Genomic DNA, 14,911 nt, shown 5'->3' with positions numbered 1-14,911 from the left:
AACGCTGTCAGGACTTTTACAGTAAAAAGAAGGTGAAAAAGTGGAAGAGAATGCGGCAGAGCATTATAAAAATTTCTGAATCCTCTGATGAGGCTGCTGGGCAGTACGGATACAATCCTCCTTTATGCCAGAACCTCTGCCGCCTGTATCCTTATTTCCGCGCCCTTGATGACAAGCAGCTTTGTTCTGAACAATATTCTGCGGTATGAGGGAAAGGCATCATTGGCTATGATCGGTCTGACAGCCGGAGGTTTTCTGAATATTTTTGGAGACTGGGTACTGATGACAAAATTTCATATGGGGATCCTGGGAGCCGGGATTTCAACGGCAGTGTCTCAGGTGGTGGACTTTTTCCTATCCTCACAGCTGGCAGGCTGGTTTCGGAATGATCCCGCTGTCATTGAGATCGGGACCTTTGCGTTAAGAGCCCAGCTTCTCACATTGTTTCTGCAGCCAATGTCGGTATGTGCCAACATGCGGAATCTGCTTTATCCCAGTAATCTTTTTGCTGCCTCGTATGTTGGGGCTCACCGGAGTGGAAGTATCCCAGACCGTGGCGGATTTTCTGACATTTGTGATCACCGTTCCGTTTGTGGTACAGTTCTTTCAGCATCTTCCGAATGATGCCTAGGCATATCATCGTGAACATTTCAAATTGGAAAGGGAGAATAATATGAAGATTGTTGGGATTATGATACTTGGAGTTTTTTACTCGGTCTATCTTGGGAAGATGATGTTACAAAAGAGGAAAGGGATTGTAACGGACCAGATGGCCAAAAACAAAACAAAGGGAAAAGGTTATTATATAGAACTGTTGATGAAGACAGCTGCCTATGCCGTTGTGGCAGCGGAAGTTATCAGTATTTTTACAGTGAAACAGCAATTGCCCCAGCTGGCTTTACTGGGAGGCATGATACTTGCTGTGGCAGGAGATGTGATCTTTTTTATTTCGGTAAAGACAATGAAAGACAGCTGGAGGGCCGGGATCGCAGAGAATGATAAAACTGAAATCGTAACAAGCGGAATCTATCAAATCAGCAGGAACCCGGCCTTTCTGGGGTTTGATTGTGTATACATAGGATTGCTGCTCATGTTTTTTAATCCAATACTACTCATTTTTTCTGTCTTTGCAATTATAATGCTTCATCTGCAGATATTACAAGAAGAGCAGTATTTACCAAAGGTCTTTGGAAATGACTATATCAATTATAAAAACAAAGTTTACCGATACTTTGGAAGAAAGTCCTCCTTCCGATTGTCTAAAAATAATTCACAGCAACAATAGCCAGTCCAAGTACTGTGAGAACTGCTCCGGTGGCACGGTTTAATACAATGGCTGAAGCTTTGTTGGCAAATTTGGCTGCGACCCTGGCCCAGAGGAAGGTACTTAATACACAGAATATCAGGCTTAACATGTCCGGACGTCCTCCGATGGCAAAATGACTTAAAGAACCGGTCAGCGCGGTAAAAGTCATGATGAAGACGCTGGTGCCTACGGCAGTCTTCAGCTCATATCCCAGGACACTGGTCAGCAGAAGAAGCATCATCATACCTCCGCCTGCACCGACGAAACCGCAGATAAATCCCACAACAGCACCGCAGATGACAGACTGAAGGAATCTCTTTTTTGCGTTCACAGATTCCATGCTGCTTTTTGTGGTCATGACCGGGCGGACGAGGAACTTAATTCCAAGCAGCAAGGTCATGAAAGTAGAAAAACCGCCCATGGCTGTGCTTGGTACAAGGCTTGAAATATAGCTCCCAACTAAAGTAAAGCATAGCACGGAGGCCATCATGACCAATCCGTTTTTAATATCCAGGTTCTTATGTTTGCCATAGGTATAGGCAGATACAGCGCTGGCACACACATCGCTTGCCAGGGCAATGCCCACTGCCATGTAAGGATTCATTCCGAGAAAGGCGATGAGCATGGGACTGATGACAGCGGCTGCGCTCATACCGGCAAAACCTGTGCCCAGCCCCGCGCCGATTCCTGCCAAAAAACAAATGATAAATTTATATAACATAATCGTTACCTCATACTTGTTATTTTTTTTCTTTCAGTGACTTTGTGATATTATCATCGATCCTGCTGAAAAACTCCTGGAGTTTTTCCCGTTCTTCCTTAGAAAAACCATCCAGCAAAAGTGCAAAGCATTGTTCCTGACAGCCAGCCAGGGCATTAATCCGGTCTTTCATATCAGCAGATAGGATCAGCCGGTGCACCTTCCGGTTTACAGGGTCCGGAGAAGAAGTGAGATACCTCTGCATTCTGAGAGATTCCACGGCCTTCGAGACATTGGATTTGGCAAAGCCCCTCATGACGGAGATATCCTTGGCAGTATTATGCATTGGATTATTTTTTAGAAAAAGCAAGACATCAATTTCCAGCTGCGAAAGTCCGTACTGATCCGACAAAGGCTGGAATGTCTGCCGGTACAAATGCTTAAAATGGTTTGCATAGGTCAAAACATGATTCTGCATAAACATTCCTTTCTAATATAAGTTATTTTTATAACAGTTCTAATTATAACTATTTGGGCGCAAGCTGTCAATAAATTAAAAAATATGTCGGGATGACACGGTTTAGATATAGTTCTATTAGGAATCACCGTTGACAAAGAATCAGATATATTATAATATTGAATGGTAGTTCAATATTAGGAGGGATTATGGCTCAAGTCTTAAAAGAAGAGATCCGGCAGGGGATTCTCCATGCGGCCCTGGAGGAGTTTTATGAAAACGGATATGTCCGGACGACCATGCGCAGTATCGCTGACAGAGCCGGGATACCGGCTGGTCTCATTTATTCTTATTATAAAAATAAAGAGGCTTTGTTTGATGAAGTCCTCCGCCCGGTGCATTTTGACTGGAAACGGGTCATGAAAGGCAGCGGATCATCGGACCATCAGAATTACCAGTATCTGAGCCAGATGGAAGAGGACTGTATCAGAAGTCTTTTCAGACACCACAGAGAGTTTATCATTATGATGGATAAAAGCACTAAGACAAAATATGAGTGTGAAAAGGAAAACCTGGTCTGTGAGATCGAGGGCCATCTGAACTCGCACCGGGATCTGTGCAGGCATTACGATCCAGTGTTTGTACACATCATAGCCAATAATTTTTTAGATGCACTATTGCAGATCGCATACCACTATGAAAGCGAGGAGTGGGCCATGAAGCTATTAAACAAGATATCAAAAATGTATTTACAGGGAATCGGTTTTTAAACCGGTTCCTTTTTTTATTGAACAATGCTGAATATATGTTCAATATTGAACTGAGTAGGATTTGTACGGTCTTTGGATCCGTTCAGATAAATAAAAAATTTGGAGGTAAGAAGGTTGAAAAAGAATAGTAGAGGGTATCCATCACCCTAAATCGCATCACAACAAGACCATCTTGCGGTGGTCATTTAAAAATTGAATATGTGGCAAAGTTAAGGTTTATTCAGTAGCTGACTTGATTTTATATCCTTGAAACTGTGCCATTAAGACTGCCTGTTCTACCGTGATTTCACGATTTACAGGAAGAACATCGCTTTTTCGGTAAAGTTCAGCATTATAGGGTTCCTTATTTTTCAGCATGTTGTATAATGCTGTTAGGAGCATTCTCGCAACAGCGATGATAGCCTTCTTGTGACCACGGCGTTTTCTTAAACGCAGATAGCGGTTACGGATTTCAGGATGCTTTTCACTTTTTACCACAGAATTAGCACATTGAACTAAAAGTGGCTTGATATAGCATCCGGCTTTGGATACCCGGACAGATTTTTTCTTCCCTGCGCTTTCATTGTTGGTTGGCGTAAGTCCAGCCCATGAGCATAAGTGTTTCGCTGAAGGAAAAGCCTCCATGTTGACGCCGATTTCAGAGATAATGCCGATTGCGGTAAAGGCGTTCTTAAAGGATGGAGCGGTTAGGATTAGGTCGAGTTCTTGCTGATAGGGACTGGCGAGCGCAAGAATCAGTTCTTCTAACTCTGCTTTCCGGGATTCAAGGTTCCCAAAGTGTTTTTTGATAACCTTTAATTTACCAGCCTGTTCGGGGGAAATAAATCCGTCAATGGCGAGCTCTAATTCAGGAAGTTTATTCTTCATAGAGCCATGAATTAAAGGTTCAATGTCAAAAGAAACGTCTTTGGGATTTTCCAGAATCTTATCCAGAATCCTCATAGAACTTTTACCAAAAGTGTCTGAGACAACGGAAGCCAGTTGAATGTTGGAAACCGTGAGACAGTTTTGAAGGCGGTTCTTCTCGCTGGACATAAAGCAGGTCAGTTTGTAACGATAGCGCATCAGGTCACGGAGCTGCCTGATATCGGCAGGGGGCATAAAGCTTCCGGCAACAAGGTCATGCTTAAACAGGTCAGCAATCCATTTCGCATCTTTCTTGTCAGTTTTTTTACCACGGATAGCCTTAACATATTTAGGATGAGCAAGAACAATCGTACAGTCTTTATCCAGTACATTGTAAACAGGAATCCAATATTTACCGGTAGATTCCATACAGACATCCTTACAATTATTTTCGAGCAGCCATTGTAACAGCATTTTCAACCCTTGTGTGAAGGTAGAAAAGCGATGACGCTTGTAGGTGGTGACACCTTGCTTGTTGGTGGAAGCGATGCAGGCAACGGCGAAAGTCTTGTGTACATCAATCCCACAACAGATTTGATACACAATTTTTAAAGCCATAGGGACTCCTTTCTAAACGAACATGTTCTAAAGAATTATAGGGAGTAGACGGCATTGACTGAATGCTTAGCATTAAAACGAGATTGTTTTAACAAAGATAAGGTTACGTGATCGAGTCACACTTATTTGTGCTTGAAAAAGCATTCTACACATATAAAAATACGGTCATCCAAATATAAGGACAGCCCACTCACCTCCCCGTGATTTGTAGTGTAGCGAGTATCCCTATGACAAGAATTATAATAAGAAAACCGCTCGAAGCCAACGTTTTTCATAACGTTTTGTGCCTTGAGCGAAGCGAAAGGAATGGATATAAAAATGAAAGAAGCGAAAAAAAACAATTATCTTCTGGGGGAGGAGACGGTGGCAAGAGCGCTGTTAGAACTTGGCATCCCGACCATGATTGGAATGCTGATCTCTGCCCTTTACAACGCCGTGGATGCCTATTTTGTCGGAGGACTGGGTACCAGCCAGATGGGCGCTGTCTCTGTGGTCTTCCCTATTGTCCAGCTGGTGATCGGACTTGGAATGATGTTCGGGGCAGGAGCATCGTCCTATATATCCAGGCTGCTTGGGGCAAAAGAGTATGAGCTGGCTGACCGGACGGCCTCCACGGCTCTGTTTACAGGACTGTTGACGGGAGGTGCTGTCATTGCCGGAATCCTGATCTTTTTGACACCGGTATTATCCGCACTTGGCGCTACAGAGACCATTCTGCCCTATGCCAGGGATTATGCTCTCATCTATGTGACCGGATCGATTCTCAATGTATTTAATGTAACAATGAACAATCTCCTGACAGCCCAGGGCGCAACCCGGTTTACAATGGCAGCCATGATGACCGGAAGTATCCTCAATGTTATTTTGGATCCGTTGCTGATCTATGGACTGCACATGGGGATCCGGGGAGCGGCAGCAGCCACGGTAATCTCCCTGTGCGTCAATTCCTCCATGTACGTGGTTTACCTGATGAAAGGAAAAGGGCTTCTGCACCTGTCTGTCAGGAACATGACACCCGGCAAAGCCATCTACTGTGAGATATTAAAAATAGGGATTCCTGTACTGGTATTCCAGCTCTTTGCCAGTATCGCATTGGGACTGACTAATACTGCGGCAAAAGCATACGGGGATTACGCGGTGGCTGCCATAGGCGCAGTCAGCAGGATTATGACCGTTGGGATCTATGTAGTGTTTGGTTTTATGAAAGGATTCCAGCCATTTGCGGGATTTAATTTCGGAGCCGGACAGTATGACCGGCTGAAAGAGGCGGTAAAACTCTGCTGTTTCTGGTCCACCAGCTTTTGTATTCTCATGTCGGCCGTCTGCTTCCTCTTTTCCGGACAGCTGATCGGACTTTTTGGCACTGATCCGCAGATGATCCTGCTGGGCGGCCGGGCTCTGCGTTTTAATGCAGTCTTACTGCTGACCTTCGGATTCCAGATGGTGTATGCGTCTCTCTATCTCTCCGTCGGAAAAAGCGGCGCAGGAAGTATCTTAAGCCTGGGAAGACAGGGAATCTTTTTCTTTCCGCTGATCCTTGTGCTTCCGAGGCTGTTTGGACTTTCAGGAATCGTCTGGGCCCAGCCGGCGGCTGATGTATGTGCGGCCCTGGTGACTTTGTGGTTTGCTTGGAACATGAACGAAATACTTGGGATCAGCTCAAAGAAGACGGCACCTGGTTCCGGGGAGGAGTGTATACATGAAAAAGGATAAAAAAGGCGCCAGCCTTTTCCAGCTGACCGTCTTGGGCATTGTCTTAAATCTTTTTCTGAGTATCCTAAAGTTCACAGCGGGAGCTGTCAGCCATTCCGTGACCGTGACGGCGGACGGGTGGAACAACTTAACGGATGTGGGAACAACGGCCGTGACCATGTTCGGCCTCTGGGCGGCAGGCTGCGGCGCGGGGAAACACCATCCATACGGACACGGCAGGCTGGAGTGGCTCCTTGGAATGCTGGCGTCAGCCTCCGTGATCACCATAGGATTTGAATTGTTAAAAACATCGGTTTCAGCCTTATACAGAGGACAGCAATCGGACTATCAAACCGCCGTGTTTTTTGTATTGTTCCTCTCTGCGGCAGTAAAGATATGGATGTACTTTTATCAAAAAAGGGCTGGTCTTGCCATGGAGTCAGCAACATTAAAAGCCGTGTCTAAGGACTCTTTATCAGATGCCTTTGCGACAGGAACAGTCCTCATTTCTGCTTTCGTCACAAGGTTCACTGAGTGGAATATTGACGGGTGGTGCGGCATAGGGGTTGCAGTCCTCATCTTGGCTAACGGCCTGAAAAGTTTTACAGAGATCGTAGAAAAAGTGATCGGAACACAGCCGGAGGGTAGTGTTTTGCAGGAGATTGAGGATATCATATCAAAGCAGGAAGGCGTTGCATGTTTTTATGGACTAAACATCCATGACTACGGCCTCAAGCACTACATCGTTTCCGTCAAAATACTGGGTAAGGACAGCGGTATTTATACAAAAGCCCTGGAACTTTCTTTGATGCTTGAGCAGAAGTACAACTGCAGCTGTACGGTTCAGGCCGGGATTGCGGCAAAAGAGTCCAACGAAATAAAACAACTAAGAAAAGACCTTAATGAAAAAGCAGAAGAGATCCATCCGCTGCTGGAGCTTACAAACTGCCGTTTTATCAGGGCAGGAGAACATACCCTGATCACGGCAGACCTTTGTGTTCCTATTTCCCTCCAGAAGAAGGAAGATATGATTTTAAAAGAACTCAGACAGACAGCAGGAAAGGCCGGAACCCAATATCAGCTGGAACTAAGTCCTTTTGTGGAAAATAACCATATCCGGTCCTGGAAGACTCTGAAGAAATCTAAAAAACAGAAGGGATAGGGCTAAGGGTTCATGTCCAGAAAATGACTGCGGTCAGATATGGCAAAGGAAGCCATCTGTCCGGCAGAGTTTCGGTTCAGCGCCATGACTCTGCCATGATACGGATAGTAGATCAGGTTAGACCAGAGAACCTCATAGCCGCCTTTGTCATATTCTTCGGCAGTGGGCAGATAGCTGTCTACCCCGTTGGTGTAGCCGTTCAGGAAAAAGAGTGGATTCTTGGATTTCTGCCACACATCCAGTGAAATCTCGCACATGATTTCATTTGCAACACCGCAGAAACAGCCGTCATTTAACATAAAATATTGAAATTCAATGTCCGCTGTCTGCGTAAATATATGCTGTTCGCGGAGTTTGCGGACTTCCATAAGCCATCCGTTTCCGTCTATACCAGCTTCAGTTTCGGCTTCCTCTGCGATTTCCTCGGCCTGTTCCAAGGAAGGGACATCAGCTGCAAACGGATGATCTACAGAAAACATTGCCAGCCTGCGGACCGGCTCTGTCTTTAATTTTTTTAAAACTGGCGCGACGGAGGAAAGGACAGAGTCTGCCATGTTCTCCAATGCATCTAGACTTTGCTGAAAATACTTCTGTTTTTCAAAGTCAGTGTACGGCTTCTCTAAAGCATCCACACCCTGGATTTCCATAAAATCTGCATTTTCCTGCTGAAATCTTGGCCGGAGATTTCCGGATGCCCCCTGGACCATCATAACAGGGCATTCAAAAGCATTGGAAAGCTTCTGCCTTGTAAGGCCGAAATAATCGGAAGAAACCTTATAATTGTCGCTTGTGAGCACATTGGCATGGGCTGACACTCTGAGAAGAAGCAGTGCCGGTTTCCCATCCGGATCCTCCAGTTTTAAAATCCCAAGCCGGGGTTCTTCAGCGGATGTATCTGATCTCCGGTTGATCCCGATCAAATGATCCCCGATTCCCCAAGCCGCATGAAATGGTCTCATTTGTTTCTCTGCCTCTTTTGCTGCGATACATATCCGATCACATACAAAGGAAAAGTAAGCGGGTTCCTCCGCTGCATTAGGTGCAGAATGGGTATGGGAAAAACAGACCATGATCTTATCTGTTGTAATATTGAGAACGCTGGCAATCTTTTTTCTTAGCTTCAGGGTCAGCTCCACGGTAAAACCCAGGCTGTCCACAGCAGCCAGGCAGATGGTTTCTTCCTGGGATCTGAAGATGAGGATCTGGGCATTTAATGAATGAAGGATTCCTCTGGATTGATTATCAATTCTCGGAAACCCTACCAGCTGGACCGGACCATCCGGGGTAATATTAGTTTCGGCAAATCCGAAAGAAGCAGTGTTTTGGTTTTGTTTCATGAGTAACACCTCCTGTATCAAAAGATAACAGAAGTGGAAAGAGCCTTCAATATCCAAAATCATACAGAAACAATTTATACCTTAACGCGCGAAGCGCGTACACCCGAAGGGTATGAAATACGGTGTGCCCTGTGGGTATACTTATGAAGCAGATTACCATAGGAAGGGAATGAGACGGGATTTTGTTATTTGGGTATATTTAAGATAGCCGTCCATTCAGAAAAGCAGTGAATATCAAGTGATAGATATCCACTGCTTTTTCAGATGTTTTCAGCTTATTCATCTGCCGTATACAATCTTTCGAATGGTATGTACGGAAAGAAAATATGTATCTGACAGTTTTTCTATGGACATCCCTGAATGATAATCCTTTCGGATACATTGATTGCGCTGGGAAGTCCTGGTCCGACTCCCTGTCTCATCGCCCCATTTTTTATGCTGGTCTTCTTTTTTAGGTATGTACAGATAACCTCCCTGTACATAGTTCTGAAGCTGTTCCAAAAGGGATGCGGGAAGAATGGAAGCTGCATTTTTATAATTCATAATTGGTCTCACTCCTTAAACATTATTGCTTTTGGAAACAAGGCCGTTAAGAATATGAAAGCGCCTTTTACTCCATGCAGACGGCGCTTCTTTTATTCCATAGGAAATTCCTAGGCCCTGCATGGAGACTTTCATCTGCTTTTCTTTTTTTATTAATACACATAAGAATCACCTCCTATTGTTCGTATTTCTGCATTTCCTGCTGGATAGAATCTTCGCAGGAGCGCATGGCCAGAATTGTTTTCTCAAAGAGCTCGTTTAACTCCCAGCCCAGACTTTGGGCGCCCTGGGAGATCACATCCCGGGAGCAGCCTGCCGCAAATAAGACTTTCTCCATCTGGTGGTCCGGCTGGATGTCAGAACAGATCCCATAGCCGTGGGAACAGACAGAACGTATCATATCTTCCCCTACGCCGCCTTCCCGCAAAAGTTCCGGGGCCTTTTGGCAGTGTTCCTCCGGATATAATTCAAAGTCAATATCGTGAAGAAGTCCGGTGATGCCCCAATAGTCTTCCTCCTGTCCGTAACCCAATTTATTGGCATACCATCTCATGACACCCTCCACTGTCAGTGCGTGCTGGATGTGGAAGGGTTCTTTATTATATTTCTTTAGAAGCTTAAAGGCTTCATCACGTGTTATTGTTGTTTCCATACGACCTCCCTTGCTGATATGGTGTTTTATCATTTGCTTTGGTTTTATTTTAGCACTTGAGATGGGGAAAGTAAAACAGCGAAGGACGGGATCTTATGACGGTTTTGGGTTTGACATTCATATAGGAAGATATTAGAATTTAAGGAGAAAGAATTTCAAGAGGGGAATTACAATAAAATGAACGCATTTCTGCTGATGGTACCACTTTTTTTCATAAGATTTATCCTGTTAGGACAAATAAACAAAGAAGCATTAAGCCGTGCCGCTTTTTTTGCTCCGTTGGAGGGCAGAGAGAGGACGGCATACTTATTTTATCAATGTTCAAATATTTTTATTTTCTTATATTCTTTTTTATTACAAATAAGGATTGGTACTCTGCTATCCTTTATTGCCCTAATAATATATGCTGCAGGTATTGGCATTCTTACAATTTCAACCATTGCTTTTGCTAAGCCTAGACAAAGTGGATTAAATACAAATGGAATATATAAGGTTTCCAGAAATCCAATGTATATCGGATATTATATATATTTTTTAGGATGTGTCCTTTTGACTCGTTCTATTTTGTTATTCCTTGCACTTTTTATATTTCAAATATCCACACATTGGATCATTATTTCTGAGGAAAGATGGTGTATTCATAAATTTGGAGATGAGTATTTAAGCTATATGAAGAATGTTAGAAGATATCTGTAGGGCATTGATAAAAATGATGTATTTTACAAGAAAGGAAATGTAGGGGTTGCGTTTTTATAAACTCCATACAAAGGAATGAACTTGAAACCTATTGTGTATAAGATAGATGATGATCTAAATAGTTTACAAACTTTACAGGAGAAATTAGAAAATAAAATTTTGGAAAAAGAAGTATTGTTTGATTACCCGACAGTTTATATTCATGATTGGAAAAAGGGAGAAGGTTATGAGGTGTATGTTGGGGAGTCGAATAATGTGATCCAGAGGACAAAGCAGCATTTTGATCAATCGGGGGATAAATCAAAATGGCAGTATCAACTGAAAAAGAAAACATCTAGTTTATATATTATCGGGTATGGTCATTTCAATAAATCTTTTACCCTGGATATTGAAAATCGTTTAATGCATTATATGATGGGAGCAGAATCTGTTAAAAGAATGCACAATAAGAGGACAAATCCTCAGAACAGATATTATCCCGATTGTGAAGCAAATGCTATCTTCCGAAAAATCTGGAACAATTTAAGAAAAAAAGATGAAGTTTTATTTCCTGCAGAGAGTGAGATAAAAGATTCCGCTTTATTTAAAGCCTCCCCCTTACATAAGCTAACACAGGAGCAGGAAGAGATAAAAGAAAAAATAATTGAGAAGGTTTTTACTGCTTTGGATAAGGAGAAACAGGGACAGCTTATATTCATTGACGGTGAAGCAGGAACAGGCAAAACTGTACTTAACAGCAGTACCTTTTATGAGGTGTTTTTGAAGGCAGAGGAGCGAAAAAAAGATGATCTTCAGTGTTATTTAATTGTAAATCATGATGAGCAGATAACTGTCTATAAACAGATAGCTGAGAAACTTGCTCTAAAAAATAAAGATGGAAAAGAAGTTGTGTGCAAACCAACGTCATTTATCAACAATCATTCAATGGATGAGCCGGTTGATGTAGCATTTATTGATGAGGCTCATTTGCTGCTAACACAGGGAAAACAGTCATACCAAGGAAAAAACCAACTTGAGGATATTATAAATAGGGCGAGAGTCACAGTGGTGATGTTTGACGAAAATCAAATTTTAACGACAGAGCAATATTGGGAAGAACAGATTTTAAAGGGTTATAGAGAGCAAGCCAAATAGAGTGATAATTATTTTGAATTGACAAAACAGTTGAGAGTGACTGCATCGGACGAAACAATTGCATGGATCGATGACTTTACAAAAAAGAAACGTATATCAGATATTCCAAAAGATAAGACCGGATATGAAATAAGGGTTTTTTCTCAGCCGTCAGAGCTTGAGAAAGCAATTAAAGAAAAGGCGGGGGAACAAGAACATAAACTATCCAGGCTCATTGCAACTTATGATTGGGAATATAGTAAGAATTCATCAATGGAAAAGAGAATGAAGAAATATTGGGAGGTTTTGATCGGTAATTGGCATAAACCATGGAACCGTGAGTTGGAAAAAGACATGGAAAGAAAACAAAAGCGGAAAAATAAAACACTTTCCTGGGCAGAACAGCCGCAGACCATTGATGAGGTAGGATCCACATTTACAATACAGGGATTCGATTTGAATTATGCAGGTGTAATTCTTGGGCCTTCTGTAAAATATCGTGATGGAAAGGTTGTTTTTGATCCAAGTGCAAGTTTTAATGAAAAAGCAAAACGAAATCGTACATTATCAGATGATACCATGAAGAAATTTGGAGAAACATTGATCCAGCATGAAGTAAGGGTTTTGATGACTCGGGGAGTCAATGGGTTGTATATTTATGCTTATGATGAAGAATTGAAAAAGGCATTGGAGGAAGCTGTCAGATGAGAGAAATTCGAAGATAGAAATATATTCTCGATTATATCGTATCTGTGGATGTTGTGGCCCTGCGAAATCATGAGTGAGATTGTCGGAAATTTATATTATTCCGATAAATGAGAAATATTATTCCGAAAGCATTGCTATTATTCCGAGTAGAGGGTATACTACTTTTGAAAGTGAGGTACGAATCCCCTCATTCGAGGACAAAGTGGTTCAGGGCGTATTCAAGGAAATACTTGAGGCAATATATGAGCCAAAGTTCAAGGAGTTTTCTTTTGGATTCCGGCCAAATAAGAGTTGTCACGATGCAATCCAGAGAGTAAACAGACACATCATGGCAGACAAGGTAAATTATATTGTGGATGCCGATATCAAAGGCTTCTTCGATAACATCGACCATGAATGGATGATTCAATTTCTGGAGCATGACATAGCCGATAAGAACTTTATACGATATATCAAACGGTTTCTGATAGGCGGAGTCATGGAAGACGGGAAGCGGCTGGAAACAGAAGCGGGAACAGTGCAGGGAGGTCTGATGTCGCCAGTGCTGGCAAATGTGTACCTGTACTACACCTTAGACACGTGGTTTGACTATGTGAAGAAGCGCGAGTTTAAGGGAGAGATGTACATGGTGCGTTACACAGATGATTTTGTATGTCTGTTCCAATATGAGAATGAAGCACGGAAGTTCTATCAGCTTCTGATTGAGAGACTGAAGAAATTCGGACTGGAAATCGCAGAGGATAAAAGCAGGATACTTCCCTTTGGAAGATACAAGGGAACAAAAGAAAGCTTTGATTTTCTAGGATTTACGAACTATAATGCGGTAAGTCACTGGGAGAAATACTGTGTACTGCACAGAACCAGTAAAAAGAAGCTGAAAATGAAACGGAAGGCAGCCAGGAAATGGATATGGGAGCACATGCATGAAAGCATAGCTGAAACGATAGAAACGCTAAATGTGAAACTGACAGGGCACTATCGCTACTATGGAATCTATGGGAATTATATAGGCCTCATAAAATATTTTGTGTATGTAAGGCAGGAACTATGGAAGAGTAAGCGCCGCAGAGACCAGTCCTACTGGCTGACATGGAGAAAGTATCGGGAGATTTTAAAGATACACCCACTGGAAACTCCAAAGATATATGTAACAAATGCTTATTAGGCGAATGGCTTATTGAAGAGCCGTATGCCTTAATAGGGCACGTGCGGTTCTGTGAGGGGCTTTTGAGACTTGAACCTCTCATCGCAAGAGAATATAGATGAAAGGAAGTGAAAAGTCGAGACAAAGTCTACTCGACGACTTTTTATGAAATTATGTATTGCAGTCACTGGAATGGTCTAAAAAAACACGAAGCAAAGATAGGAGAAGTGCTATGACTATTCCAGATACTAAAAAAATTTATCCAAGAGCCGGTGACAGCCAGACAATTTATTTGAAAAATGTGATCGACTGTCCGAATATAGAAGTCGGTGATTTTACAATTTACAACGATTTTTTACATGATCCGAGAGATTTTCAGAAGTATAGTGTGCTGTATCATTATCCGATCAATCATGACAAAGTGTATATCGGAAAATTTTGTTCTATCGCGTGCGGAGCAAAATTTTTGATGAACTGTGCGAATCATACGCTGTCTTCTCTGTCCGGCTATACGTTTCCACTGTTCGGTGAAGAATGGGGGCACGGCATTACGCCGGAACAGTCCTGGGACAACAAGGGAGATATCGTCGTGGGCAATGATGTATGGATCGGCTTTGAAGCCGTGATCATGGCGGGTGTAACGATCGGCGATGGTGCAGTGATCGGCACGCGTGCAGTCGTGACAAAAGACGTACCGCCCTATACGATTGTCGCCGGGATTCCTGCAAGGCCGATACGAAGGCGGTTTTCTAAAGAAGATATCTTGTTTCTACAGGAAATCAAATGGTGGAATTGGCCTGTGGAAAAAATATCCGAAGCCATTCCCTATATTCAGTCCGGTGATATAAAAGGTCTGAAAAGCCTGATACTCTAAACATTTGGAGAGTATGAAATTTAAACCCGGTATAGCCGAACAGGCTATACCGGGTTTTTAAGTATGACGGGCATGTCCGTGTTCTGTGGTGCAAGTCCACATAGGCGTAGCTACCGACGAACTTGTAAGCGACTCCCAAGGTTTGCATCGTGAGGTGTAGGCGAGAAGAAGGGATAGCGAAATCGTAGCCCTACGGACAGAAACCCGATATTAAGGCGTACATGGTGGGTAAGTTGACTTAAAGCAACGAAGCCCTAAAGGTAGCCGTAACCCATGTGCGTAAATCGGGAGGG

14 protein-coding genes and 1 pseudogene are annotated in these 14,911 nt (G+C 42.9%); 9 read left to right on the top strand and 6 right to left on the bottom strand.

The window, feature by feature from the left end; all coding sequences use genetic code 11:
* Positions 1 to 87 precede the first annotated feature (87 nt).
* The gene (locus tag QGT46_RS15100; protein WP_148460164.1) at positions 88 to 624 is read left to right on the top strand and encodes a polysaccharide biosynthesis C-terminal domain-containing protein; all 537 of its coding nucleotides are present in this window, start codon (positions 88 to 90) and stop codon (positions 622 to 624) included.
* Between the two features lie 49 nt (positions 625 to 673).
* The gene (locus tag QGT46_RS15095) at positions 674 to 1,285 is read left to right on the top strand and encodes a methyltransferase family protein (protein ID WP_148460165.1); all 612 of its coding nucleotides are present in this window, start codon (positions 674 to 676) and stop codon (positions 1,283 to 1,285) included.
* Here QGT46_RS15095 and QGT46_RS15090 read toward each other — a convergent pair.
* Both QGT46_RS15090 and QGT46_RS15085 read right to left on the bottom strand, forming a co-directional pair.
* Positions 1,260 to 2,027, bottom strand: a complete 768-nt coding sequence (locus QGT46_RS15090) for a sulfite exporter TauE/SafE family protein (RefSeq protein WP_024727625.1) — start codon at positions 2,025 to 2,027, stop codon at positions 1,260 to 1,262. The two genes, QGT46_RS15095 and QGT46_RS15090, sit on opposite strands and share 26 nt — an antisense overlap.
* 19 nt (positions 2,028 to 2,046) lie before the next feature.
* Positions 2,047 to 2,484, bottom strand: coding sequence for a MarR family winged helix-turn-helix transcriptional regulator (locus tag QGT46_RS15085; RefSeq protein ID WP_148460166.1), 438 nt, complete (start codon positions 2,482 to 2,484; stop codon positions 2,047 to 2,049).
* A gap of 188 nt (positions 2,485 to 2,672) precedes the next feature.
* Here QGT46_RS15085 and QGT46_RS15080 point away from each other — a divergent pair, with 188 nt between their 5' ends.
* Positions 2,673 to 3,233, top strand: a complete 561-nt coding sequence (locus QGT46_RS15080; protein ID WP_024727624.1) for a TetR/AcrR family transcriptional regulator — start codon at positions 2,673 to 2,675, stop codon at positions 3,231 to 3,233.
* Positions 3,234 to 3,449: 216 nt separating this feature from the next.
* Here QGT46_RS15080 and QGT46_RS15075 read toward each other — a convergent pair whose 3' ends face one another.
* Positions 3,450 to 4,697: an IS110 family transposase gene (locus tag QGT46_RS15075; protein ID WP_148460167.1), complete on the bottom strand. Its 1,248-nt coding sequence runs from the start codon at positions 4,695 to 4,697 to the stop codon at positions 3,450 to 3,452.
* A 318-nt stretch (positions 4,698 to 5,015) separates the two neighbouring features.
* On the opposite strand from QGT46_RS15075, the gene QGT46_RS15070 reads away from it, so the two are divergent.
* Both QGT46_RS15070 and QGT46_RS15065 read left to right on the top strand, forming a co-directional pair.
* Entirely contained in the window at positions 5,016 to 6,410 is a 1,395-nt protein-coding gene (locus QGT46_RS15070; RefSeq protein WP_148460168.1) for an MATE family efflux transporter, read from the top strand.
* A complete protein-coding gene (locus QGT46_RS15065; protein WP_148460169.1) occupies positions 6,397 to 7,551 on the top strand; it encodes a cation diffusion facilitator family transporter in 1,155 nt (384 codons plus the stop codon). The genes QGT46_RS15070 and QGT46_RS15065 overlap by 14 nt, the downstream gene beginning before the upstream one ends.
* A 2-nt stretch (positions 7,552 to 7,553) precedes the next feature.
* On the opposite strand, the gene QGT46_RS15060 is transcribed toward QGT46_RS15065, so the two are convergent.
* The 3 genes from QGT46_RS15060 to QGT46_RS15050 all read right to left on the bottom strand — a co-directional run bounded on the left by QGT46_RS15060 (position 7,554) and on the right by QGT46_RS15050 (position 10,083).
* A complete protein-coding gene (locus tag QGT46_RS15060) occupies positions 7,554 to 8,888 on the bottom strand; it encodes a hypothetical protein (protein WP_148460170.1) in 1,335 nt (444 codons plus the stop codon).
* Between the two features lie 279 nt (positions 8,889 to 9,167).
* On the bottom strand, positions 9,168 to 9,431 hold the full coding sequence (locus QGT46_RS15055) for a CD3324 family protein (protein ID WP_148460171.1): 264 nt from the start codon (positions 9,429 to 9,431) through the stop codon (positions 9,168 to 9,170).
* A 175-nt stretch (positions 9,432 to 9,606) separates the two neighbouring features.
* Complete coding sequence (locus QGT46_RS15050) at positions 9,607 to 10,083, bottom strand: hydrolase (RefSeq protein WP_148460172.1); 477 nt, start codon at positions 10,081 to 10,083, stop codon at positions 9,607 to 9,609.
* A 177-nt stretch (positions 10,084 to 10,260) separates the two neighbouring features.
* On the opposite strand from QGT46_RS15050, the gene QGT46_RS15045 reads away from it, so the two are divergent.
* The 4 genes and pseudogenes from QGT46_RS15045 to QGT46_RS15030 all read left to right on the top strand — a co-directional run bounded on the left by QGT46_RS15045 (position 10,261) and on the right by QGT46_RS15030 (position 14,618).
* The gene (locus QGT46_RS15045) at positions 10,261 to 10,779 is read left to right on the top strand and encodes a methyltransferase family protein (RefSeq protein ID WP_148460173.1); all 519 of its coding nucleotides are present in this window, start codon (positions 10,261 to 10,263) and stop codon (positions 10,777 to 10,779) included.
* Between the two features lie 75 nt (positions 10,780 to 10,854).
* Positions 10,855 to 12,600, top strand: a pseudogene (locus QGT46_RS15040) (DUF2075 domain-containing protein).
* A 73-nt stretch (positions 12,601 to 12,673) separates the two neighbouring features.
* A complete protein-coding gene (locus QGT46_RS15035) occupies positions 12,674 to 13,765 on the top strand; it encodes a reverse transcriptase domain-containing protein (RefSeq protein WP_148460174.1) in 1,092 nt (363 codons plus the stop codon).
* Positions 13,766 to 13,982: 217 nt separating this feature from the next.
* Positions 13,983 to 14,618: a CatB-related O-acetyltransferase gene (locus QGT46_RS15030; protein ID WP_334300627.1), complete on the top strand. Its 636-nt coding sequence runs from the start codon at positions 13,983 to 13,985 to the stop codon at positions 14,616 to 14,618.
* The last annotated feature ends 293 nt before the right edge of the window (positions 14,619 to 14,911 follow it).

The sequence above is a fragment of the Anaerostipes faecis genome (assembly GCF_910574135.1).
Taxonomy (GTDB): Bacteria; Bacillota; Clostridia; order Lachnospirales; family Lachnospiraceae; genus Anaerostipes; species Anaerostipes hominis.
This window is presented reverse-complemented; position numbering and strand designations above follow the sequence as displayed.

Bases quoted from the DNA above. Each gene is read 5' to 3' on its own strand.
- QGT46_RS15060 (WP_148460170.1), bottom strand. From the start codon at position 8,888: ATGAAACAAAACCAAAACACTGCTTCTTTCGGATTTGCCGAAACTAAT.
- QGT46_RS15095 (WP_148460165.1), top strand. From the start codon at position 674: ATGAAGATTGTTGGGATTATGATACTTGGAGTTTTTTACTCGGTCTAT.
- QGT46_RS15055 (WP_148460171.1), bottom strand. From the start codon at position 9,431: ATGAATTATAAAAATGCAGCTTCCATTCTTCCCGCATCCCTTTTGGAA.
- QGT46_RS15085 (WP_148460166.1), bottom strand. From the start codon at position 2,484: ATGCAGAATCATGTTTTGACCTATGCAAACCATTTTAAGCATTTGTAC.
- QGT46_RS15100 (WP_148460164.1), top strand. From the start codon at position 88: ATGAGGCTGCTGGGCAGTACGGATACAATCCTCCTTTATGCCAGAACC.
- QGT46_RS15065 (WP_148460169.1), top strand. From the start codon at position 6,397: ATGAAAAAGGATAAAAAAGGCGCCAGCCTTTTCCAGCTGACCGTCTTG.
- QGT46_RS15045 (WP_148460173.1), top strand. From the start codon at position 10,261: ATGAACGCATTTCTGCTGATGGTACCACTTTTTTTCATAAGATTTATC.
- QGT46_RS15075 (WP_148460167.1), bottom strand. From the start codon at position 4,697: ATGGCTTTAAAAATTGTGTATCAAATCTGTTGTGGGATTGATGTACAC.
- QGT46_RS15050 (WP_148460172.1), bottom strand. From the start codon at position 10,083: ATGGAAACAACAATAACACGTGATGAAGCCTTTAAGCTTCTAAAGAAA.
- QGT46_RS15090 (WP_024727625.1), bottom strand. From the start codon at position 2,027: ATGTTATATAAATTTATCATTTGTTTTTTGGCAGGAATCGGCGCGGGG.
- QGT46_RS15080 (WP_024727624.1), top strand. From the start codon at position 2,673: ATGGCTCAAGTCTTAAAAGAAGAGATCCGGCAGGGGATTCTCCATGCG.
- QGT46_RS15070 (WP_148460168.1), top strand. From the start codon at position 5,016: ATGAAAGAAGCGAAAAAAAACAATTATCTTCTGGGGGAGGAGACGGTG.